This is a genomic window from Deinococcus aerolatus (assembly GCF_014647055.1).
In the GTDB taxonomy this organism is placed as follows: Bacteria; Deinococcota; Deinococci; order Deinococcales; family Deinococcaceae; genus Deinococcus; species Deinococcus aerolatus.
On the sequence record NZ_BMOL01000001.1, the window covers coordinates 117,834 to 137,512 of the forward strand.

The following is a 19,679-nucleotide window of genomic DNA, read 5'->3' on the forward strand; positions in this document are numbered from 1 at the left end:
CAACATTGGGTGATGCTCTTCTCAACGGCGGGTTATCTCCCATCCAACCAGACGGTCATCTGGCGGGCCTAGCCTGGAGGCATGACACAGAATCAGAACATGGAGGCCGGTCAGATCACGGACCGCATCGCCGAACAGCTTAAGGCCCGGCTGGATCAGGGGGGTGAGCACCTGCAGGTTGTGGACAGAAATGGCGAGCATGTCGGTACCCTGGACCATCTGGACGGCGACAGGATCAAGCTGACCAAAAGTGACAGCAGCGACGGCCAGCACCATTACGTGCCACTGTCGCAGGTGGAGAGCATGGACAATGTGGCTGTCCACCTGAACGTTACCCGCGAAGACGCGATGAAGTAATTCCAATCTGAACCAGAGGCGGTGGAGCGATCTGCCGCCTTCTCTTTTCTTGTCGCTGCATGCCTATGGCCAGAGGTGTTGGAAACACTTCCATTCACACCGTATGCTGGGAGACACTATGCCCACCACCCTGCTGACCCCTGAACAGGCCGAGCGTCTGCGGCTGGCCTTCGATGACGACCGGGACGCTGAAACCTTCTTTCTGCGGCTGGAGCGGTACGGCCCCGAACTGCTGGAGAGCCTGCGCGCGGTCTACAGGGAACGCGCGGACGGGCTGCTGGAACGCCTGCTGGACATCATGCTGCACGCCTACCACACCCGTCCCGCCGACCTGAGGCGACTGGATGAGGCCCGGTTGCTGTCACCCGACTGGCTGCAATCACCGAACATGGTGGGCTACGTGGCCTACACGGACCGCTTCGCCGGAACGCTGCGGGGCGTGCAGGAGCACGTGGACTACCTGGAGGGGCTGGGCGTTACCTATCTGCACCTGATGCCGCTGCTGCGCCCGCGTGAAGGCGAGAACGACGGCGGCTACGCCGTGGCCGACTACCGCTCGGTGCGGCCTGATCTGGGCAGCATGGATGATCTCTCGGCGCTGGCGCGTGACCTTCGGGGCCGGGACATCAGCCTGGTGCTGGATCTGGTTCTGAACCATGTGGCCCGCGAACACGAATGGGCCGAGCGGGCGCGGGCGGGCGAGGACAAGTACCGTGATTACTTCCACCTGTTCGCAGACCGTGGTTTGCCGGATGCTTACGAAGCCACCCTGCCCGAGGTCTTTCCCGACTTTGCCCCCGGCAACTTCACCTGGGACCCAGAGGTGGGAGAGGGGCAGGCGGGTGAGGGCGGCGCAGGCGGCTGGGTCTGGACTACCTTCAACACCTACCAGTGGGACCTGAACTGGAGTAATCCCGACGTGCTGGCCGAATTCGTGGACATCATTCTGACCCTGGCCAACCGGGGCGTGGAGGTGTTCCGGCTGGACGCCATCGCCTTTATCTGGAAACGGCTGGGCACCGACAGCCAGAACCAGCCGGAGGTGCATCACCTGACGCGCGCCCTGCGGGCGGCGGCGCGCATCGTGGCCCCGGCGGTGGCGTTCAAGGCCGAGGCCATCGTGGCGCCGGATGACCTGATTCACTATCTGGGCACCGGCACGCACCACGGCCGGGTCAGCGACATGGCGTACCACAACAGCCTGATGGTGCAGCTGTGGAGCAGCCTCGCCAGCCGCGACACCCGCCTGATGGAAGAGGCCCTGCGCGCCTTTGCCCCCAAGCCGACCAACACCACCTGGGGCCTGTACGTGCGCTGTCACGACGACATCGGCTGGGCCATCAGCGACTCCGACGCGGCGCGGGTGGGCATGGCCGGGCCGGGCCACCGCCATTTCCTGAGCGACTTCTATGGCGGGGAGTTCCAGGGATCTTTTGCGCGTGGCCTGGTCTTTCAGCACAACCCGGCCACGGGAGACCGGCGCATCAGCGGCACGGCGGCCAGTCTGGCCGGGCTGGAAACGGCGCTGGAGGGCGGGGATGGGGTCCAGATTGAGCTGGCCGTTCAGAGGCTCTTACTCCTGCACACCGTGATCCTGGGATTCGGCGGCCTGCCGCTGCTGTACATGGGTGACGAGCTGGCGCTGACCAACGATTACGGCTACGCTGACACCCCCGAACACGCCGCCGACAACCGCTGGCTGCACCGCCCCCGCATGGACTGGGCGCTGGTGCAGGCCGTTCAGGCACACCCTGACACCCCTGCCGGACGGGTCGGTGCGGGCCTGCGCCACATCATCGCCGTGCGCAAGACGCTGCCGCACCTGCACGCCTCGGTTGAAAGCCGGGTGGTTGCCAGCCCCGACCCGCGCGTGCTGGTCTTGCGCCGCGATCACCCGCACGGCACGCTGCTGGAGCTGTACAACTTCAGCGAGGACCGCGTGGTGCTGCCGGCCTACACCCTGCGCGGCCACCTGGGTGAGGAGGCCCGCGACGCCCTGAGCGGCAGCGCCTTTCATCTGACCCGCCCCACCCTGACCCTGGACCCCTACCGCGCCCTGTGGTTGACTGCGGCGGAGGTGAACGCATGACCGATCCACAAACACCCCCAGGGAAGGCCCGCACCAGCGTGCCCACTGAGGCCCTGCTGCGCGCCGTGCGCGACGCCGCTGAACGTCTGACCCGCTTCTCCCGTGACCCGGAGGTGCGCCGCGAGGCTGGAAACGTGGCTCAGGCCGTGGGACGGTTGCTGGAAGCCATTCGCAACGCGGGAGCCGGGAAGGGACGCTAGCACCCGCCTGATCTTCCCTCCTCTCCCCCGCAGGTGACCGAAATGATCACGGGTGGGGGTTGCTGATGCTGAACTGCTGAACACACCCCGCCCCCTCCACTTCCCCACCACAAAAAGCCCTCTTCACCGGGAAGAGGGCTGAGGGCAACAGCGTATCCTACGCCAGAATCTGCGGCGGGGCCGTGGTGCCGCGCTCGAACTGCACGCCTGCGTCGGTCAGGACCACGCGCACCTCGTCGCCGTCGCGGCTGATCAGTTCCAGGGACAGCGGGTCCTCAATCTCCTCGCGTACCAGCGTTCGCAGCTGGCGCGAGCTGCCCACCGCGTGCTTGGGACTGCGGGCCTTGAGCTTGCCCACCAACCACGACGCAATGGCCGGATCGAAGGTCACGTTCAGCTCGCGGCTGGCCAGTTCCTCGCGCATCTCGCCCATCAATTGCTGGGCCACGCGCACCAGTTCCTCCTCGCCCAGCGGCCTGAAGCGGATCACGTCATCCAGGCGGTCCAGGAATTCCGGGGTGAAGATGTGGCGCAGCGGCGCGTTGTTGTCGGGCGTCACCGGGCTGAAGCCGACCGTGGGGCCGACGTTGAAGCCGGTGTTGCTGGTCATGATGATGATGGTGCGCCGGAAGTCCACCGCGCGGCCCAGCCCGTCGGTCAGGCGGCCGTCGTCCAGCACCTGCAAGAAGGTGTTGTATACGTCCGGGTGCGCTTTCTCGATCTCGTCGAGCAGGATCACGCTGAACGGCTGGCGGCGCACGGCCTCGGTCAGGCGGCCGCCCTGCTCGTAACCCACGTAACCGGGAGGAGAGCCGATCAGCTTGCTGATGCTGTGGCTTTCCTGAAACTCGGACATGTCCACCCGGATCAGGGCACGCTCGGAGTGAAACAGGCTGCGCGACAGGGCGCGGGCCAGGTGCGTCTTGCCCACACCGCTGGGGCCGACAAACAGGAAGCTGGCCGCCACACGGGTGCGTCCGCCCAGGCCCACGCGGGCGCGGCGCAGCGCCGAGCTCAGGGCCTTGATGGCGTCCGGCTGGCCGTACACCTGATCTTCCAGGCTGGCCTCCAGATCGCCGAGTTGCTCGGCGGTTTCCTCGCTGTAGATGCCGCCCATCGAGTTGATGACGCTCTCGATGTCCTCGCGGGTCACGTAGGGTTCGCCGTCCTCGTTCTCGGCCACCGGCAGATCGATGCTCATGTTCAGACGCACGCGGCTGGCGGCCTCGTCGATCAGGTCAATGGCCTTGTCGGGAAAGTTGCGCCCCGGCAGGCTGCGCTCACCAATGCGAACGGCCAGTTCCAGCGCCGCGTCGGGAATCTGCACGCCGTGGTGTTCCTCGTACTTGGGCCGCAGGCCACGCAGAATCTGCAAGGTTTCGGCGGGGCTGGGTTCCAGCACGATCACCGGCTGGAAGCGGCGTTCCAGGGCGGCGTCCTTCTCGATGTAGCGGTGGTATTCCCCGGTGGTGGTGGCACCGATCACCTGAATCTCACCGCGTGACAGCGCGGGCTTGAGGATGTTGGCCGCGTCCAGCGTGCCTTCCGCGCCGCCCGCACCCACCAGGGTATGCAGCTCGTCGATAAAGGCCATCACCTTGGCGTTGCGCAGTTCCTCGATGATCTGGCGCAGGCGTTCCTCGAACTCACCGCGGTACTTGGTTCCGGCCACCACGCCCGACAGGTCCAGGCTGATCAGGCGGATGCCGTGCAGGTTGGGCGGCGTGCGCTTCTCCACGATGGCGAGGGCCAGCCCCTCCACAATGGCGGTCTTGCCCACGCCGGGGTCACCAATCAGCACCGGGTTGTTCTTGGTGCGGCGGGTCAGGATCTGCGTGACGCGGCGGATTTCCTCGCTGCGGCCAACCACCGGGTCCAGCTTGCCCTCGCGGGCCCACTTGGTCAGGTCACGGCCATATTCGTCCAGAAACGGCGTCGCCACGGGCTTGGCCGCCTTGCCCCCGCTGCTCTCGCCCTGCGCCAGGATGCGCCAGCGGATGGTGTCCACGTCCTTGGTCAGCTCCTGCAGGATGCGGAAGGCCACGCCGTCGCCCTCGCGGATGATGCCCAGCAGAATGTGTTCGGTGCTGGTCACCTGTGCACCCAGGCTACGAGCCTCACTGCTGGCCAGTTCCATCACCCGGCGGGCGCGCGGCGTGATGCTGGGGGCGTCATTGAGACGGTTGCCCTCGCCGCGTCCGATGATCTCCTCGACGCGGCGGCGCAGGCCGTCCAGGCTGGCTCCGAATTCGGTCAGGATGGTGGCGGCGGTGCCGCCCTCACGCATTAGGCCCAGCAGCAGATGTTCGGGGCCGACCATCGCGTGGCCCAGGCGGTTGCCTTCCTCGCGGGCATAGTGGAACACGAGTCGGGCGCGGTCGTCATATCGGTTCATGGAAGACCCCCAGGGGGCGGAGGGCGCACATTCGCGCGTGGCTCGTTCAAACGGGGCTCGTTCAAAGCAGGGTGGGCCAAAACAGGGTGAGCAGAAAGCAGATTCGGGGTGGACGGACAGTTTGAGTCTAAAGCATCCCTCCCGGTGCACACGCGCCCAAACTTACGTTCTGGCCTGCGCGAACTGTAGTCCTTCCCGCCTGACGGCCGTCTTTCACAGGGCCCGGCGCCCGCGCCCGCTACCCTGTCTGGCATGACCGACACCGAAGGCCACATGGACCCATCCCGCCCGCAGGACCGCGCCAGGAGGGTGATTTTTGGTTCCCAGCACGACCGCATCCTGGAGCGCCTGCAGGGCCTGGACCCTGCCCTGGCCGCCCACATTCAGGATTTTGCCTACGACACCGTGTACGAGCAGTCGGCGCTGGACCTGAAGACGCAGGAGCTGATCGCATGTGCGCTGCTGGTCTCGCTAGGCAGCCCGCCGGAACTGCGGACCCACCTGCGCGGCGCCCTGAACGCCGGGGCGACGGAGCAGGAAGTTCGGGGCGCGCTGATGATGTGCGTGCCCTATCTGGGATTCCCGCGTGCGGTGGCCGGCTTCGAGGCGCTCAAAAGCCATCTGGATGCTCAGGAGACCAAAAAAGGGTGAACGGGCCGCAGCCTGTCCACCCCATTTCAAGACCTCAGCTCAGAACATGTACTTGATGCCCAGACGGGCCTTAAAGTTGGTGCCGGGGCGCACGAAGCGGTTATTGAAATCGTTGTAATTAGCGTCGCCCGTAGCGTAGGAGTCACTCGTCGGTCCCGCAGCGGTGTTGGTCTTGCGGTCAATCGTTGACTTGAAGAAATAGTCCGCGCCCAGATCGCCCACCAAGCTCAGGTTGCCCGTCAGGGCGTAGCTGGCCATCGCACCTGCTCCCAGACCAAAGGAGTTGCTGGAGTATGTGGTGGTCAGACCAGAGCCGTAGTCCTCGGTGCCCTTGAACATGCCGTAACGAGCGCCTCCGTAGACCATTGTGTCGATGCCGGGGGCCACTTCGCCCAGACCGTAGGTACCGTCCACGGAAATTACCGTAGCGCTCCCGCTCTCGGTGGCTCCAGCCGCCTTGTATCCCGAGAAGGGGCCAGCACCAATGTCACTCGAATCGCGGATCGAATCGCTAGGACGGGTATAGGCCACGCCCACCTTGATGCCCACCGGACCCACCACGTTGGGCGCGTGCACAAACGCCTCGCCGCTCAGGCCGCCCGCATAGCCGCCGGTCAAGCCGAGTTCGATGTTGTTAAAAGACTGTGCGGCGGCCGTTGCGGCGGCAGCAAGAATCGTCAGGGAGATCAGCTTCTTCATGTTTCATAGCGTCGGCGCTGAACATGAGAATGCCTCATGCTCTGGTTGACGACGGGTTTAGACTGCGGCGAATGTGGGGGGTGTCCCTACCGTAGGAACGGCTCAGGGGCTCTTTGTGCCCTTTGCCCGCCTACTGCTTACCCGCCTGTTTCAGAATGAAGGGCCGCAAAGGCCTTATGCTCTTGCCGAAGAGTTGCTGTTAAACTTGGACCGAGTTTAATTTTACTGGCGGGTTCATGACGCTGCTGAACCGGCCCACACCCTGGAGGTTGCATGAAAATTTTAACCCTAGTCCGGCAGGTTCCCGACGCTGAAGCGCGTGTCAAGGTCAGTGGTGACCGCGTTGATCTGGACGGCACCACGCTGGTGATCGACGGCATGGACGAGTACGGCGTGGAAGAGGCCCTGCGCCTGCGCGAGGGCGGCGCCAACGTGGAAGACATCGTGGCGCTGGCCGTCGGCCCCAAGAAGGTCGAAGACGCGCTGCGTACCGCCCTGGCGATGGGCGTGGACCGCGCCATTCACATCGAGACCGACGAGCGTCTCGACGCCGTGTCCCTGAGCAAGATCGTGGCGCAGGTGGCGCAGGCCGAGGGCACGAGCCTGATTCTGCTGGGCGGCCAGGAAGCCGACTGGGATTCCCAAGCCCTGGGGGCCGCCAGCGCCGAACGCCTGGGCTGGCCCCAGCTGACCTGGACCAACGAGCTGAGCGCCGACGGCGACACCCTGACCGGCCGCCACGACGTGGACGACGGCAACGAGGGCTTTAAAGTCAGTCTGCCGGCCGTGATCACCGCCCAGCAGGGCCTGAACGAGCCGCGTTACCCCACGCTGCCCAACATCATGAAGGCCAAGAAAAAGGAGCTGCGCAAGGACGAACTGGGCAGCTACGACGTGCAGCCGGGCGTCCAGTACCTGGGTGCGGAAATTCAGACCCGCGCCCGCCTCAACCGGATGATCGACGGCAAGGATCCGCAGGCCGCCGCCGAACAGCTGCTCGACCTCCTGCGAAACGAAGCGAAGGTGCTGGCATGATTTTAGTTGTTGCGGAACACGCCGGGGGCAAACTCGGCAAGTCCACCCTGGAAATGGTCACCGCTGCCCGTGACTCTGGCCGCGAGGGACCCATCACCCTGCTGGTTCTCGGTCAGGACGTGGCCGCCGTCGCCACCGAGGCCGCCGCCGTAGCCGATCAGGTGCTGGTGGGTGACCTGCCCGCGCTGGCGCAGTACAACCCCGAGGTGTGGGCCGCCGCCGTGACCCAGATCGCCCGTGAAGGCGAGGCCAGCACCGTGCTGATCGGCGGCAGCCGTTCGGGCCGCGAGTACGCGCCGCGCGTGGCGGTCAAGCTGGACGCCCCGTACCTGGAAGACGTGATCAAGTTGAGCGCCGAGGGCGACGCCCTGCAGGCGCAGCGCTACACCTTCCTGGCCCGCGTGACCGAGACGGTGCAGGCCAGTGGTCCCGTCATTGTGGCCACCGTCAAGCCCGGCAGCTTTGCCCCGGCCGCCCCGGCAGGCGCGGCGGGCGAGCAGTACGACATCGAACTGGACCTGCCCACCTCCCGCACGGAAATTACCGGCAAGAGCGTGGAGAAGAGCAGCCGCGTGGCCCTCTCGGAAGCCGAGATCATCGTGACCGGCGGGCGCGGCGTGGGCAGCCCCGAGAACTTCGCGCAGTACGTCGAGGGTCTGGCCGACAACATCGGCGCGGGTGTGGGGGCCACACGGGCCGTGGTGGACGCGGGCTGGCGGCCCTACGCCGAGCAGGTGGGCCAGACCGGCAAGACCGTGCAGCCCAAGGCGTATATCGCGCTGGGCGTCAGCGGCGCGGTGCAGCACCTGTCGGGTATGGGCAAGAGCAAGAACATCATCGCCATCAACAAGGACGCCGAGGCCCCGATCTTCAAGGTGGCCGACTACGGCATTGTGGGCGACGTGAACCAGATCGTCCCGGCCTTGATCGCGGCCAGCAAGAAGTAAGTCCGGCTGCACCGCCCGGAGCCCCACAGGACTGGCCGCCCCTCTTCGGAACGGGGCGGCCGGTCTTGTTTTTTGAACAGGACAGCCGGCCCGGCCACGTTGGCCTGAAAGAGTTCTGCGAGATGGCAGGCGGCACAGTGGGGGTGAGGGCAGGTCACGCGGCCCTCAAAGGACCCCACCCTTGGATCTCGTCACCTGCCTCCAGACCTCGGCGCTGGCCGGGGGCCGTGAACACCTGATCGTCGGTGCGGCCTGTGCCGTCACCATCGCCTCGCTGGGCTTCGGCGTGCAGCGCGGGGTGGTTCAGCGCATCATGGTGGGCGTGCTGTTCGCCTTTGTGCTGCTGCTGCTGCTGGGCAGCGTGTATGTGGACTGCCTGGGGCCGGCCCTGTTCTAGCCCTCTGTGTTCTCGGTGTCCGCCGCAGTTTGTGCCTCCCTGCCCGCTGCCCCGCACCCCCAGCGGGTAGCATGGGGCCATGACCAAAAGCATCAATGACTTTCAGGACGACCACGGCCGCATCACCGCCTGGCCCAGCAAACGCCGCCGCGTCCACCAGATGGCGATTCTGGACTACCTGACCGGCCTGTTCGAGCCGGGCGTGTCTTACAACCAGGGGCAGGTAGAGCGCGTGCTGGCTGATCACAGCACCCTGGAAGATCCCTCGGTCCTGCTGACCGAACTGCTGGACAGCGAGTACCTGGCGACTGCCGACGGCGCGTACTGGCGGGCGGACGGGCGGCCCGGCGTGAGCCCGGACACCGCAGGTGAATCTTCTGACGGGGTAGACATCAGCATTGCCAAGAATGGCTAGGGTCCGGCGTGGCTAGAGTCACCACCAAATACGTCTGCAACAGCTGCGGCTACACCTCGGCCAAACCGCTGGGGCGCTGCCCGAACTGTCAGGCATGGAACTCGTTTGAAGAAGAGGTGCCGAGCGTCACCGGCGGCAAGGCGCGGGGCGGCGGGGCAGGCGGCTACGGCGGCGTCACGGGCGGCAAGCTCACGGCGCTGTCCACCGTCGGGCGGCGCGAGGAACCGCGCACCTCGTCAGGGATTGCGGAGCTGGACCGCGTGTTGGGCGGGGGGCTGGTGGCCGGGGGCGTCACTTTGATCGGCGGCGAGCCGGGCATCGGCAAGAGCACGCTGCTGCTGCAGGTCGCCGACAGCGTGGCGCGGGCGGGCGGCACCGTGCTGTACGTGGCGGGCGAGGAATCGCTGGAGCAGATCCGGCTGCGCGCCGACCGGCTGGGCGTCACCGCCGACATTCAGCTTACCCGCGACACCCGCGCCGAACACATCGCCGCCCTGATGAACGAGCACCGGCCCGCGCTGTGCATCGTGGACAGCATCCAGACCGTCACCGTGGAGGGCGAGGGTGCGCCCGGCGGCGTGGCGCAGGTCCGCGACGGCACCTCCATGCTGACCCGCGCGGCCAAGGAAACCGGCACCGCCACCGTGCTGGTGGGCCACGTCACCAAGGACGGCACGGTGGCCGGGCCAAAAGTGATGGAACACATCGTGGACACCACGGTCTTTCTGGAGACGGTGGGCGCGTTCCGCCTGCTGCGCAGCGTCAAGAACCGCTTCGGACAGGCCGGTGAACTGGGCGTCTTCGAGATGCGCGGCGAGGGATTGATAGCCGTGGAAAACCCCAGCGCTGCCTTCCTGGCCGAGCGTCCGGTGGGCGTGCCGGGCAGCGTGGTGGCCGCCACCGTGGACGGCCAGCGCCCCATGCTGCTGGAAGTCCAGGCGCTGGCCAGCAAGACGCCGTACCCCAACGCCCGCCGTGTGGTGGTGGGCCTGGACCCGCGCCGGGTGGACGTGGTGCTGGCCGTGCTGGAACGCCGCCTGGACCTGACGCTGGGCGGGCTGGACATCTACGTGAACTTGGCGGGCGGCCTGAAGGTGCCTGATCCGGGGCTGGATCTGGCGGTGGCCCTGGCGGTCTACAGCGCCGTGGTGGGCCGCGCCCTGCCGGGGAACGTGGCGGTGTTCGGCGAGGTGGGCCTGGCCGGGGAAGTTCGCAGCACCGTGGCCTCGCAGCGCCGCGCCGAGGAGGCAGGCCGCGCCGGCTACAAGCGCCTGATCGTACCGCCGGGGCTGGATGGGCACGCGGGCGTGAAGAGCGTGGAGGAAGCGGTGGGGGTGGTGTGGCAGACGGCGAAGGCCTGAGCCCCACCTCAACCTCCAGACAGCAGGAACCTGTGGCGGTCTTGACGGGAAGCCTCCCGAACAGCCGCCACACATTTTGAACTCGAAACATGCCTTGACAGGAATATTCTTTATATGGAATAATAAGTTCAGCAACGATCCTCAGGAGGTGACCAGCCCAGCCCTTGAACACCGCGACTTTTCAGGCCCTCGCTGACCCGCAGCGTTTCCAGATGGTGGAACTGCTGCGCCGGGAGCCGCTGACCGTGGGCGAGATTGCCGCCCGCCTGCAGCTGCGGCAGCCGCAGACCTCCAAGCACCTGCGGGTGCTGAGTGACGCCGGGGTGATTGACGTGCAGGCCAGCGCCAACCGCCGCATCTGCTCCCTGCGCCCGGACGCCTTCCGGGAACTCGACGACTGGCTCGCCAGCTACCGGCAACTGTGGGAGGAACGCTTCGACAACCTGGACGGCTACCTGCAAACACTTCAGGAGCAGCCGGACCCGCCCCCACCCGTCCCCTCATCCAACACAGGAGAAACCTCATGACCAGCACGGTGCCTGCACTGACCTCCCGAGTGGAACACGGCAAGGAACTCGTTCTGGAACGCACGTTCCGGGCTCCGCCCGCGCTGGTGTTTGCAGCTTTTACCCAGGCCGAACACCTGCGCCACTGGTGGGGACCGCGCGGCTGGGATCTCACCCACTGCACGGTGGATCTGCGCCCCGGCGGCCGCTGGCACTACTGCATGAAGTGCGTGGACCGCACCCAGGGCGATTTCTACGGCATGGAATCGTGGGGCCTGGGTATTTACGACGAGATCGTGGCCCCTGAACGGCTGGTCTACACGGACTATTTCTCGGATGCTGACGGAGAGATCACTTCCGAGATGCCTTCCTCGCAGACCATGCTGACCTTTGAGGAGGTGGCGGGCGGCACACGCGTGGTCAGCCGCTCGGTGTACGCCACCGAGGACGCGCTGAAGACCGTCATGGAGATGGGCATGCTCCAGGGCATCAGCGAAACCTGGGACCGGCTGGCCGAACATCTGGAAGCTCGGGAACAGAACACATGAATCCACCCGACGTCACCCCCTGGCCCCCACCCGGCCTGTCTGTCCCGGTCCGCCGCGCCCTGGCCGAGGAGGGCATTCTGACCCCGGAACAGCTGGCATCCCACACTGAACGGCAGCTGCTGGCCCTGCACGGCCTGGGACCAGCGGCGCTGGAGCCACTGCGGGGAATCCTGAGCCAAGCAGGCCTGACCTTTGCTGAGGAGACGCCATGAACTGGACGCTGGAAGTCGTGGTGGTGCCCGTCAGCGACGTGAACCGTGCCCGCGCCTTTTACGAGGCCGGGCTGGGCTTCAAGGTTGATCACGACACCCGGATGGGCGAGACCCGGCGCATCGTGCAACTGACCCCGCCGGGCTCAGGCTGTTCCATTGTGATGGGCACGGGGCTGACCAGCATGGCCCCCGGCTCGCTTCAGGGCCTGCAACTGGTGGTCAGCGATCTGCGGGCCGCCCACGCGCAGCTGGTGCATCGCGGCGTGGAGGTTGGCCCGGTTCAGGTGATCAGCGCAGCAGGGACGCGCCCCGCCACCGATGATGACGCCCTGAATTTCACCGGCTTCGTCTTCTTCAAGGACCCCGACGGCAACGGCTGGGCCATTCAGCAGATCGACGCCCGGACGTGATCCCTGATCCAGCCACCGAACCGCCCACAGACCTGCCAAGCCCCTCTCCGCCGGGGACAGGGGCTTGGTCAGAGAGGCGGAGGTGAGGGACCGCTAGTTCAGTACGCCCGTATCGAACACGAAGTGACCGTCCCGGTACTCCACGTTCAGTACGCTGTTGTCCGGTACGTGCCCTTGCAGGATCTCGCGGGCCAGCGGCGTCTCGATCTCGCGGGCGATGGCGCGCTTCAGGGGGCGTGCGCCGAAGGCCGGGTCGTAGCCGATCTGGGCCAGCTTGTCCTTGGCGGCGTCGTCCATGTGCAGGGTTACGCGGCGCTCGGCCAGCCGCTTTCTCAGGCCGTTCAGCTGAATGTCTACAATCCGGTGCAGGTCTGCCGCCGTCAGCGCATCGAACACGATGATGTCGTCCACGCGGTTCAGGAACTCCGGGCGGAACTGGGCCTGCAACTCGCCCAGTACGGCCTCGCGGATCTCGTCTGCGCTCTCGCCACTGGCCTGCATTTCCAGAATCAGCGGGCTGCCCACGTTGCTGGTCAGGATGATCAGGGTGTTGCGGAAGTCCACCGTGCGGCCCTGCCCGTCGGTCAGACGGCCATCGTCCAGGACCTGTAGCAGCACGTTGAACACGTCCGGGTGCGCCTTCTCGATCTCGTCCAGCAGCAGCACGCTGTAGGGGCGGCGGCGCACCGCCTCGGTCAGCTGCCCGCCCTCCTCGTAGCCCACGTAGCCGGGAGGTGCCCCAATCAGACGGGCCACCGTGTGCTTTTCCATGTACTCGGACATGTCCAGGCGCACCATCGCGTCAGAGCTGTCGAACAGGTATTCGGCCAGCGCCTTGGCCAGCTCGGTCTTGCCCACCCCGGTCGGCCCCAGGAACATGAAGCTGCCCAGCGGACGGTTGGGGTCGTTCAGCCCGGCCCGCGCCCGGCGGATGGTGTCGGCCACGCTGGTGATGGCGCGGTCCTGACCGATCACGCGGTGGTGCAGCTGGTCTTCCAGGTGCAGCAGCTTCTCGCGCTCGCCTTCCAGCAGTTTGGAAACCGGGATCCCTGTCCAGCGGCTGACCACGGCGGCGATGTCCTCCTCGGTCACTTCCATGTGGGCGAATTCCGCGCCCTTGAGCTTCTTCTCCAGGTCCTGCACGTCCTTCTCCAGCTGCGGCAGCTTGCCGTATTCCAGCTCGGCGGCGCGTTGCAGGTCATAGTCGCGTTTGGCCCGCTCGATGTCGGTGCGTACGGCGTCCAGCGACTCGCGCTTCTCGCGTAGGGCCGCCACTTCACCACGCTCGGCCTCCCAGCGCCCGCGCACCTCGGTCAGCTCGTCGGTGATGGCCTTGAGACTGTCCTCGATGTCCAGCAGGCGGTTCTGCGAATCCTGGTCCTTCTCGCGCTTGAGGGCCTCGCGCTCGATTTCCAGTTGCAGCTTGCGGCGCGACAGCTGATCGATGCGTTCCGGGCTGCTTTCCAGCGCCATCCGCAATCTGGCCGCCGACTCGTCGATCAGGTCGATGGCCTTGTCGGGCAGCTGCCGGTCGGTGATGTAGCGCTCACTCAGGGTGGCGGCGGCCACCAGCGCCGGATCGGTGATTTCCACGTTGTGGTGAACCTGATAGCGCTCCTTGATACCGCGCAGGATAGAGATGGTGTCCTCGACGGTCGGCTCGTTCACCATCACCGGCTGGAACCGGCGTTCGAGGGCCGAATCCTTCTCGATCTCACGGTACTCATCCAGCGTCGTCGCGCCGATTAGGTGCAGTTCGCCGCGGGCCAGCGCGGGCTTCAGCATGTTTCCGGCGTCCGGACTGCCCTCGGTCTTGCCCGCGCCCACAATCGTGTGCAGCTCGTCCACGAACAGGATGATCTCGCCCGCCGAGGCGATCACCTCGTCAATCACGCCCTTGAGGCGTTCCTCGAACTCTCCGCGGTACTTGGCCCCGGCCAGCAGGCTGCCCATTTCCAGGCTGACGATGCGTTTGTTCTTCAATCCTTCCGGCACGTCGCCGCTGATGATGCGGATGGCCAAGCCCTCGGCGATGGCGGTCTTGCCTACACCGGGTTCCCCGATCAACACCGGGTTGTTCTTGGTGCGCCGCAGCAGAATCTGCATGGCGCGGCGGATCTCCTCGTCACGGCCGATCACGGGATCGAACTTGCCGTCCCTGGCGCGCTGCGTCAGGTCGGTGCCGTACTTGTTCAGGGCGTCGAACTGGCTTTCGCTGGATTTGTTGGTCACGGTTTTTCCTTTACGCGCCTCGGTGATGGCGCGGTTGAGTTCAGCGTCTCTGGGCAGCTCCTTCAACTTCGATTCGCCGCACAACGCCAGCAGCAGCGCGTCGGCAGCCACAAAACTGTCCCCGAACTGTCCGGCAATGTTATCGGCCTGGGTGAAAGCCCGGCTTAATGCCGGATCGAGGTACAGCCCCCCGCCGCCGCCCTGCACGCGTGGCAGCTTGTTCAGCTCGGCGTCGAGCGCATTGCGGAGTTGCTGAAGATTGCCCCCGGCAGTGGTGATGACGCGGGCGGCGGTGTCATTGTCGGTCAGGGTCCGCAGCACGTGCGGCACCGTCAGGGTCTGGTGCCCACTCTGCTGCGCGAGTTGCTGGGCGGCATTGAGGGCCTCCGCACTGGCCTCGGTAAAGCGTTCGGGATTCAAGTGGCAACCTCCGTAGAAAGGGGAACGGGACGTCATTTAAGCTAAATGCATTCTGAAACTTGAGTGCAGTCATGTCAAGTTTATTGAGGATTTAGACTGGTATTCATGAACGATCTGGGCGGGCTCCACGCATCCGCCACAGCTCAGAGATGAGGTCAGATGTGGGCCTCGGTCAGCCTGCCGTCATGCTGGCCCGGTACACCCAGGGGGACTGAAGACCAGGGCGACGTCCGCGTGATGAAGTCTGGCGGCCGATCCCCTGCCTCCCTCCCCCCTTGCTGGCCTTCCGCCATTTCCCAGGAGACCTATGTTCCAGACCCGATCCCTGTCCGCCGCCCTGCTGGGCACCCTGGCCCTCGTGACTGCCGCGCTGCCCGCCGCCACCGCGCAAACGGTCAAGGGCCAGAGCATCACCGTGAATCCCAAGTCCCCGGCCACCGTGACCGGCGTGACCCTGATCAACGCCGACACCAACCAACCGGTTCCCGGCTTTGATCCGGTGCAGCCCGGCGCCACCCTGGATCTGGCCCGTCTACCCGCCCGCCTGAACATGCGTGCCAACGTCTCTGGCGCAGTGGGCAGCGTGTGGTTCGGGCTGGACGGCAATGGCAACTACCGCCTGCAGGGCGGCGCACCGCACTCGCTGTGCAACGACAACGGCGGCGATTACGAGCCGTGCCCGGCGGCCGTGTTCGCGCCCGGCGCGCACAGCCTGCTGGTCACCCCCTTTACCGCCGCCAACGGGGCCGGGACCGCGGGGCTGGCTGCCTCGCTGACCTATACGGTGATTCGCAGCGCCGCTGCGCAGCCTGCCCCTGCCGTGGCCGTGACCAGCTTTACCCTGATCAATGCCGACACCAACCAGCCGGTTCCCGGCTTTGACCCGGTACGGCCCGGCGTGCGCCTGCGCCTGTCAGCGCTGCCCCCACGCCTGAACATGCGTGCCAACGTCGGCAATGGGGTCCGCAGCGTGCGCTTCACCGAGAAGGGCGTCAAGGACTACGTGGAAAACGAGGCCCCCTTTGCCTTATGCGGAGACAGCAAGGGCAGCAGCGGCAAGAAGGGCGACTATCTGCCCTGCAACGCCAGCCGATTTGCGCCCGGCACGCACCGTCTAACCGCCACCCCGTTCAGCAAGATGTTCGCGGACGGCACGGCGGGACAGGCCCTGACCCTGGACTTCGTCGTCGAGCGCTGAGCACAGCCTTCCCGGATGACATCCGGGTTCCTCCCGGTCCCGCCTCCGCCCGACAGCGAGTCCTCCTTCAACAGGCCGTGCCCCCTAAGGCACGGCCTGTTCGCCTATCCGGCTGACGCTGCAGGCACCCCGCACCCACAAACTGTGGATTCCGGCGCTGCTCCTCGTACCGTCTACTTCTGCCGATTAAAAAGTCTGGAGAGTCGGCCCGTCGGTTCGGGGACGCTGACCGGGGCCAGCGTCGTCTCAAAGTCGCGAATGGCCGCCATCAGGTATTCGGGCAGGCCAGCATGCGTCAGCCTGGGGGGGTCCATCCATTCGGCACCCAGCAGCTCGTCCTGCTGGGGATTAAGAATGCCAGAGCAGTACTCGCTGCCGAAAATCAGATTGAGGCGGGCATCGGCCGCACCGTCCTGCACGCCACGGGCCGCGTGCGAACCCACCAGACGCAGGTCAGCCACGCCTATACCCACCTGCGCCAGCAATGCGCGGCGCAGCTGGGATTCCACAAAATTGCCTCCGCTGGGTGCCTGCAGCGTGAGCCCCGGCAACCCGTGTGCGCCGCCGGGCAACAGCGGCACGCGGGGCCGCACAATCAGGTAGGTGTCGCGCTGGCGCACCAGCGCAAAGACGCCGACCTGATAGGCCGTCGAAACGTTGTGGTGTTCGGTTGAGGGGATGGACAAGGGGTGGAGGCTCCTGAGAATGCGCGTGAAGGCAGACCTGCACCGATTGTAGTGCGGAAAATGCTTCTCTCAAAACCCCCCAACCCCACCCCGCTCGGGGTGTGAAGGGGGCTGACGAGGCCTCAATCGCCCACGCTGCCCAGCAACGGCTGCTCCGGCGTCCGGCGCAGCACCGACCAGATCATGAACAGGCCCGCCAGCGAGAATCCCGCGCCCATGATGAACGCCGCGCCGGGCACGCGCACAGCCGCGCCGCCGCCGTTGAAGTACGCGAAGACGGCGGTGGCAACCAGGGGGCCAACCACCCCCACCAGACTGTTCAGGCTGGTGATTGCCCCCTGCACGCGACCCTGCTCGGTCTCGCTGACCTGCCGGCTGATCAGGCCCTGGATGGCCGGTTGCGCCAGCCCGCCGCCCGCGCCCACCACCAGCGAGGCATACAGCACCGGCGAACTGCGCGCAACACTCAGGATCAGGAACTCGGCGGTGGACAGCATCAGGCCCAGCAAAATGGTGCGCCGTTCCCCCAGGCGCCGGATCGCGGTACCGATCAACCCGCCCTGCACAACGGCCGTCAGCAGCCCAAAGAAAGCCAGCGCCACGCCATTTTGCAGCGGTGTCCAGTTCAGGACACCCTCGGTGTACAGCACCCAGGTGCTGAAGATGACCTGCCCAGCCAGCCCCAGCAGCACAAAGGTCAGGGCCAGATTACGCAGCAGCGCATATTCACCCAGGGCCTTCAGCGGCGTGAACGGATTCAGGTCCTTGCGGTTGAGCCGCTTGCCCCGCGCCGAAGCAGGCAGCGATTCGGGCAGCACGAAGTAGCCATAGACCAGGTTCAGGCTGCTCAGAACCGCTGCCGCCAAAAAAGGCGTCCGCAGCCCGTACTCGCCCAGCAGGCCGCCCAGCGCCGGCCCCAGAATGAAGCCCACGCCAAAGGTAGCGCCCAGCAGACCAAAGTTCTTCGCGCGGCCAGCGGGCGGCGTCACGTCGGCGATGTAGGCGTTCGCCACCGTCAGACTGGCCCCGGTGACCCCGGCGATCAGGCGGCCGATCAGCAGCCACCACAGGCTGGGCGCGAAATACAGCAGCAGGTAGTCCAGCGCCATGCCCAGCAGGCTCAGCAGCAGCACCGGCCGCCGCCCGTAGCGGTCGCTCAGCGTCCCCAGAATCGGCGCGAAGATGAACTGCATCACCGCGTAGGCGGCGGTCAGCAGGCCAATATCGCGTGCGCCGGCGGCCTCGGACCCGGCCAGGCTCTTGACCAGTCCCGGCAGCACGGGAATGATCAGCCCGATGCCCATAACGTCGATCAGCGCAGTGATGAGGATAAAGATCAGGGCAGCGGGACGCTTGGACACAACACAACCTTGTGGTCAATGAGAACGGGGAAAAATGTGGGCCGCCAGACTCCAGACAAGTTTCACCGCGAATTTTATTCCCAGACAAAATTACGTCAATAGGCAAAGAGGCGGATCGGATCAAACCGCTCCTTAGCCATCCAGAAAAACCGCCCCCACTGGGAGGGCGGCCTGAGGCGTTACGGCACCGGAGTTCAGTAAAACTTGACAACGCGCTCAACGCTGTGGCGGTGGTGCGGGAAACCGTCCTCGGCGCGTTTGCCGATGGGCAGCAGCCCGGCAAACTGAACGTGCTCGGGCAGGCCCAGCAACTCGCGCACCTTCTGCGGCTCGAAGCCCAGCATGGGCACGGTGTCGTAGCCCAGGCTGCGGGCCGCCAGCATCAGGAAGCCGAAGGCGATGTTGGCCTGCGAGAGGCCCCACTGACCGCGCTGGGCCACGTCCTGGCCGCCAAACGCGCCGTCGAAGGTCTGGCGCTGCCCGGCGCGGCCCTGCTCGCCCATACCGGGGTGGGCGGTGTCCTCCACGGTGTTCAGGGTGTCTTCCATGTCGCTGTAGACCACGATCACGGCGGGCGCACTGCCGATCTGGGGCTGTCCGTAGGCGGCAGCCTGCAGTTGCGCCTTGATCTCGGGGTTCTGGACCACGGCAAAGCGCCAGGTCTGGGCATTCCAGGCGCTGGGGGCCAGGCCGGCAAGGCGCAGGATCTCGCGCAGATCACCCTCGTTGATGGGTTCTTGCACGAACTTGCGAATGCTGCGGCGGCTTTCGATGGCCTCGGCGACGGTCAGGGGCTGAATCAGGGTAGCGGTCATGGGCGCAACGCTACACCTCATGGTTTAAAATGTCAAGCGCTGTGATCTGTTGCTTAATTGACTTTGCCTTTAGGTGTAGAATCCTGGCATGAACACTCAACACGTCTCCCGCGGAGCCTCTGCTGTGGCGGAGAAGGGTGTGACAGAGCGGGGCTTCTGCCCGGTCTACCGGGCCATCGGCGTGCTGCAGGAGAAGTGGGTGCTGCACATCATCCGTTCCCTGCTGGACGGCGAGAAGGGTTTCAATGAGCTGGCCCGCGCGGTGGGCGGCTGCAACAGCGCCACCCTGACGCAGCGGCTGGAGCACCTGGAAACGCTGGCCATCATCAGCAAGCGCACCGAGGACACCCACGGCAAGCTGGCCCGCAGCGTCTACACGCTGACCCCGGTGGGGCGCGAACTGCAGAGCGTCATTGACGCCATCGACACCTGGGCCCGCGCCCACCTCCTTGAAGACCAGTCGGGCGTTGTTCCGACACAGGGCTGTTAGACCAGTCATGTGGGCCGCCGTCCTGATCTTCATCGTCCTGCCGGTGGCCTTGATCGTGCTGGCCTTCCGGATCAGACCGCTGGTGGACACGGACCGGGAGCGCGGCGACGCGGCAGGTGGCATGCGGGCGGCGGGCGGCATGTTCGGCAGCCACGGCCTCGCGCCCGACGAACGCACGGTCCGCGAGGACACCGGGCGCGTCCGGCTGCGTCTGGATCACGTGAAGACTCGTGAGTGAAGCCGCTTTCCTGGGCC

The 19,679-nt window shown here is 66.0% G+C and carries 22 protein-coding genes; 16 read left to right on the forward strand and 6 right to left on the reverse strand.

Features of this window, described 5'->3' with window-relative positions; genetic code table 11:
* The first annotated feature begins 81 nt into the window (after positions 1 to 81).
* The 3 genes from IEY31_RS00585 to IEY31_RS00595 all read left to right on the forward strand — a co-directional run bounded on the left by IEY31_RS00585 (position 82) and on the right by IEY31_RS00595 (position 2,646).
* Positions 82 to 357, forward strand: a complete 276-nt coding sequence (locus tag IEY31_RS00585) for a DUF2171 domain-containing protein (RefSeq protein ID WP_188967978.1) — start codon at positions 82 to 84, stop codon at positions 355 to 357.
* 118 nt (positions 358 to 475) lie between these two features.
* The gene (locus IEY31_RS00590) at positions 476 to 2,446 is read left to right on the forward strand and encodes an amylosucrase (RefSeq protein ID WP_229723224.1); all 1,971 of its coding nucleotides are present in this window, start codon (positions 476 to 478) and stop codon (positions 2,444 to 2,446) included.
* Complete coding sequence (locus IEY31_RS00595) at positions 2,443 to 2,646, forward strand: hypothetical protein (RefSeq protein ID WP_188967980.1); 204 nt, start codon at positions 2,443 to 2,445, stop codon at positions 2,644 to 2,646. Before IEY31_RS00590 ends, IEY31_RS00595 begins: the two co-directional genes overlap by 4 nt.
* Before the next feature lie 157 nt (positions 2,647 to 2,803).
* Here IEY31_RS00595 and IEY31_RS00600 read toward each other — a convergent pair whose 3' ends face one another.
* Positions 2,804 to 5,041 carry an ATP-dependent Clp protease ATP-binding subunit gene (locus tag IEY31_RS00600; protein ID WP_188967982.1) on the reverse strand — a complete coding sequence of 746 codons (2,238 nt, stop codon included), beginning with the start codon at positions 5,039 to 5,041 and terminating at the stop codon, positions 2,804 to 2,806.
* A gap of 252 nt (positions 5,042 to 5,293) precedes the next feature.
* On the opposite strand from IEY31_RS00600, the gene IEY31_RS00605 reads away from it, so the two are divergent.
* Complete coding sequence (locus IEY31_RS00605) at positions 5,294 to 5,692, forward strand: carboxymuconolactone decarboxylase family protein (RefSeq protein ID WP_188967984.1); 399 nt, start codon at positions 5,294 to 5,296, stop codon at positions 5,690 to 5,692.
* Between the two features lie 39 nt (positions 5,693 to 5,731).
* On the opposite strand, the gene IEY31_RS00610 is transcribed toward IEY31_RS00605, so the two are convergent.
* Positions 5,732 to 6,391 (reverse strand): outer membrane protein, encoded by a 660-nt coding sequence (locus tag IEY31_RS00610; protein ID WP_188967986.1) that lies wholly within the window; start codon positions 6,389 to 6,391, stop codon positions 5,732 to 5,734.
* A 273-nt stretch (positions 6,392 to 6,664) separates the two neighbouring features.
* On the opposite strand from IEY31_RS00610, the gene IEY31_RS00615 reads away from it, so the two are divergent.
* From IEY31_RS00615 to IEY31_RS00655, 9 genes are all read left to right on the forward strand, one after another.
* Positions 6,665 to 7,426 carry an electron transfer flavoprotein subunit beta/FixA family protein gene (locus tag IEY31_RS00615; RefSeq protein WP_188967988.1) on the forward strand — a complete coding sequence of 254 codons (762 nt, stop codon included), beginning with the start codon at positions 6,665 to 6,667 and terminating at the stop codon, positions 7,424 to 7,426.
* Positions 7,423 to 8,373 (forward strand): electron transfer flavoprotein subunit alpha/FixB family protein, encoded by a 951-nt coding sequence (locus tag IEY31_RS00620; protein ID WP_188967990.1) that lies wholly within the window; start codon positions 7,423 to 7,425, stop codon positions 8,371 to 8,373. Before IEY31_RS00615 ends, IEY31_RS00620 begins: the two co-directional genes overlap by 4 nt.
* A gap of 181 nt (positions 8,374 to 8,554) precedes the next feature.
* Positions 8,555 to 8,770 carry a hypothetical protein gene (locus IEY31_RS00625; RefSeq protein ID WP_188967992.1) on the forward strand — a complete coding sequence of 72 codons (216 nt, stop codon included), beginning with the start codon at positions 8,555 to 8,557 and terminating at the stop codon, positions 8,768 to 8,770.
* A gap of 79 nt (positions 8,771 to 8,849) precedes the next feature.
* A complete protein-coding gene (locus tag IEY31_RS00630) occupies positions 8,850 to 9,185 on the forward strand; it encodes a DUF2087 domain-containing protein (protein ID WP_188967994.1) in 336 nt (111 codons plus the stop codon).
* Between the two features lie 8 nt (positions 9,186 to 9,193).
* Complete coding sequence (gene radA / locus IEY31_RS00635) at positions 9,194 to 10,546, forward strand: DNA repair protein RadA (RefSeq protein WP_188967996.1); 1,353 nt, start codon at positions 9,194 to 9,196, stop codon at positions 10,544 to 10,546.
* A gap of 164 nt (positions 10,547 to 10,710) precedes the next feature.
* On the forward strand, positions 10,711 to 11,073 hold the full coding sequence (locus IEY31_RS00640) for an ArsR/SmtB family transcription factor (protein WP_188967998.1): 363 nt from the start codon (positions 10,711 to 10,713) through the stop codon (positions 11,071 to 11,073).
* The gene (locus tag IEY31_RS00645; RefSeq protein WP_188968000.1) at positions 11,070 to 11,600 is read left to right on the forward strand and encodes an SRPBCC domain-containing protein; all 531 of its coding nucleotides are present in this window, start codon (positions 11,070 to 11,072) and stop codon (positions 11,598 to 11,600) included. Before IEY31_RS00640 ends, IEY31_RS00645 begins: the two co-directional genes overlap by 4 nt.
* On the forward strand, positions 11,597 to 11,812 hold the full coding sequence (locus IEY31_RS00650) for a helix-hairpin-helix domain-containing protein (protein WP_188968002.1): 216 nt from the start codon (positions 11,597 to 11,599) through the stop codon (positions 11,810 to 11,812). Before IEY31_RS00645 ends, IEY31_RS00650 begins: the two co-directional genes overlap by 4 nt.
* Positions 11,809 to 12,222 carry a VOC family protein gene (locus tag IEY31_RS00655; protein ID WP_188968004.1) on the forward strand — a complete coding sequence of 138 codons (414 nt, stop codon included), beginning with the start codon at positions 11,809 to 11,811 and terminating at the stop codon, positions 12,220 to 12,222. Before IEY31_RS00650 ends, IEY31_RS00655 begins: the two co-directional genes overlap by 4 nt.
* Before the next feature lie 93 nt (positions 12,223 to 12,315).
* Here IEY31_RS00655 and clpB read toward each other — a convergent pair whose 3' ends face one another.
* Complete coding sequence (clpB, locus tag IEY31_RS00660; RefSeq protein WP_188968006.1) at positions 12,316 to 14,874, reverse strand: ATP-dependent chaperone ClpB; 2,559 nt, start codon at positions 14,872 to 14,874, stop codon at positions 12,316 to 12,318.
* 307 nt (positions 14,875 to 15,181) lie between these two features.
* On the opposite strand from clpB, the gene IEY31_RS00665 reads away from it, so the two are divergent.
* Positions 15,182 to 16,072: a hypothetical protein gene (locus IEY31_RS00665; protein ID WP_188968008.1), complete on the forward strand. Its 891-nt coding sequence runs from the start codon at positions 15,182 to 15,184 to the stop codon at positions 16,070 to 16,072.
* A gap of 173 nt (positions 16,073 to 16,245) precedes the next feature.
* Here IEY31_RS00665 and IEY31_RS00670 read toward each other — a convergent pair whose 3' ends face one another.
* The 3 genes from IEY31_RS00670 to IEY31_RS00680 all read right to left on the reverse strand — a co-directional run bounded on the left by IEY31_RS00670 (position 16,246) and on the right by IEY31_RS00680 (position 18,934).
* Positions 16,246 to 16,758 carry a hypothetical protein gene (locus IEY31_RS00670; protein ID WP_188968010.1) on the reverse strand — a complete coding sequence of 171 codons (513 nt, stop codon included), beginning with the start codon at positions 16,756 to 16,758 and terminating at the stop codon, positions 16,246 to 16,248.
* Between the two features lie 122 nt (positions 16,759 to 16,880).
* Positions 16,881 to 18,119, reverse strand: a complete 1,239-nt coding sequence (locus IEY31_RS00675; RefSeq protein ID WP_188968012.1) for a TCR/Tet family MFS transporter — start codon at positions 18,117 to 18,119, stop codon at positions 16,881 to 16,883.
* Between the two features lie 194 nt (positions 18,120 to 18,313).
* Complete coding sequence (locus IEY31_RS00680) at positions 18,314 to 18,934, reverse strand: nitroreductase family protein (protein WP_188968014.1); 621 nt, start codon at positions 18,932 to 18,934, stop codon at positions 18,314 to 18,316.
* A gap of 88 nt (positions 18,935 to 19,022) precedes the next feature.
* Between IEY31_RS00680 and IEY31_RS00685 the strand changes: the two genes are divergently transcribed.
* Both IEY31_RS00685 and IEY31_RS00690 read left to right on the forward strand, forming a co-directional pair.
* Positions 19,023 to 19,424 (forward strand): winged helix-turn-helix transcriptional regulator, encoded by a 402-nt coding sequence (locus IEY31_RS00685; protein ID WP_188968016.1) that lies wholly within the window; start codon positions 19,023 to 19,025, stop codon positions 19,422 to 19,424.
* A gap of 7 nt (positions 19,425 to 19,431) precedes the next feature.
* Positions 19,432 to 19,662 carry a hypothetical protein gene (locus IEY31_RS00690; protein ID WP_188968018.1) on the forward strand — a complete coding sequence of 77 codons (231 nt, stop codon included), beginning with the start codon at positions 19,432 to 19,434 and terminating at the stop codon, positions 19,660 to 19,662.
* Positions 19,663 to 19,679: the final 17 nt, after the last annotated feature.

What these genes read in the sequence shown, in the direction of transcription:
- IEY31_RS00690 (WP_188968018.1), top strand. Translation starts at nt 19,432, where the DNA reads ATGTGGGCCGCCGTCCTGATCTTCATCGTCCTGCCGGTGGCCTTGATC.
- IEY31_RS00615 (WP_188967988.1), top strand. Translation starts at nt 6,665, where the DNA reads ATGAAAATTTTAACCCTAGTCCGGCAGGTTCCCGACGCTGAAGCGCGT.
- IEY31_RS00595 (WP_188967980.1), top strand. Translation starts at nt 2,443, where the DNA reads ATGACCGATCCACAAACACCCCCAGGGAAGGCCCGCACCAGCGTGCCC.
- IEY31_RS00645 (WP_188968000.1), top strand. Translation starts at nt 11,070, where the DNA reads ATGACCAGCACGGTGCCTGCACTGACCTCCCGAGTGGAACACGGCAAG.
- IEY31_RS00600 (WP_188967982.1), bottom strand. Translation starts at nt 5,041, where the DNA reads ATGAACCGATATGACGACCGCGCCCGACTCGTGTTCCACTATGCCCGC.
- IEY31_RS00650 (WP_188968002.1), top strand. Translation starts at nt 11,597, where the DNA reads ATGAATCCACCCGACGTCACCCCCTGGCCCCCACCCGGCCTGTCTGTC.
- IEY31_RS00605 (WP_188967984.1), top strand. Translation starts at nt 5,294, where the DNA reads ATGACCGACACCGAAGGCCACATGGACCCATCCCGCCCGCAGGACCGC.
- IEY31_RS00665 (WP_188968008.1), top strand. Translation starts at nt 15,182, where the DNA reads ATGTTCCAGACCCGATCCCTGTCCGCCGCCCTGCTGGGCACCCTGGCC.
- IEY31_RS00620 (WP_188967990.1), top strand. Translation starts at nt 7,423, where the DNA reads ATGATTTTAGTTGTTGCGGAACACGCCGGGGGCAAACTCGGCAAGTCC.
- IEY31_RS00655 (WP_188968004.1), top strand. Translation starts at nt 11,809, where the DNA reads ATGAACTGGACGCTGGAAGTCGTGGTGGTGCCCGTCAGCGACGTGAAC.
- IEY31_RS00610 (WP_188967986.1), bottom strand. Translation starts at nt 6,391, where the DNA reads ATGAAGAAGCTGATCTCCCTGACGATTCTTGCTGCCGCCGCAACGGCC.
- IEY31_RS00585 (WP_188967978.1), top strand. Translation starts at nt 82, where the DNA reads ATGACACAGAATCAGAACATGGAGGCCGGTCAGATCACGGACCGCATC.
- IEY31_RS00630 (WP_188967994.1), top strand. Translation starts at nt 8,850, where the DNA reads ATGACCAAAAGCATCAATGACTTTCAGGACGACCACGGCCGCATCACC.
- IEY31_RS00680 (WP_188968014.1), bottom strand. Translation starts at nt 18,934, where the DNA reads ATGACCGCTACCCTGATTCAGCCCCTGACCGTCGCCGAGGCCATCGAA.
- IEY31_RS00685 (WP_188968016.1), top strand. Translation starts at nt 19,023, where the DNA reads ATGAACACTCAACACGTCTCCCGCGGAGCCTCTGCTGTGGCGGAGAAG.
- IEY31_RS00590 (WP_229723224.1), top strand. Translation starts at nt 476, where the DNA reads ATGCCCACCACCCTGCTGACCCCTGAACAGGCCGAGCGTCTGCGGCTG.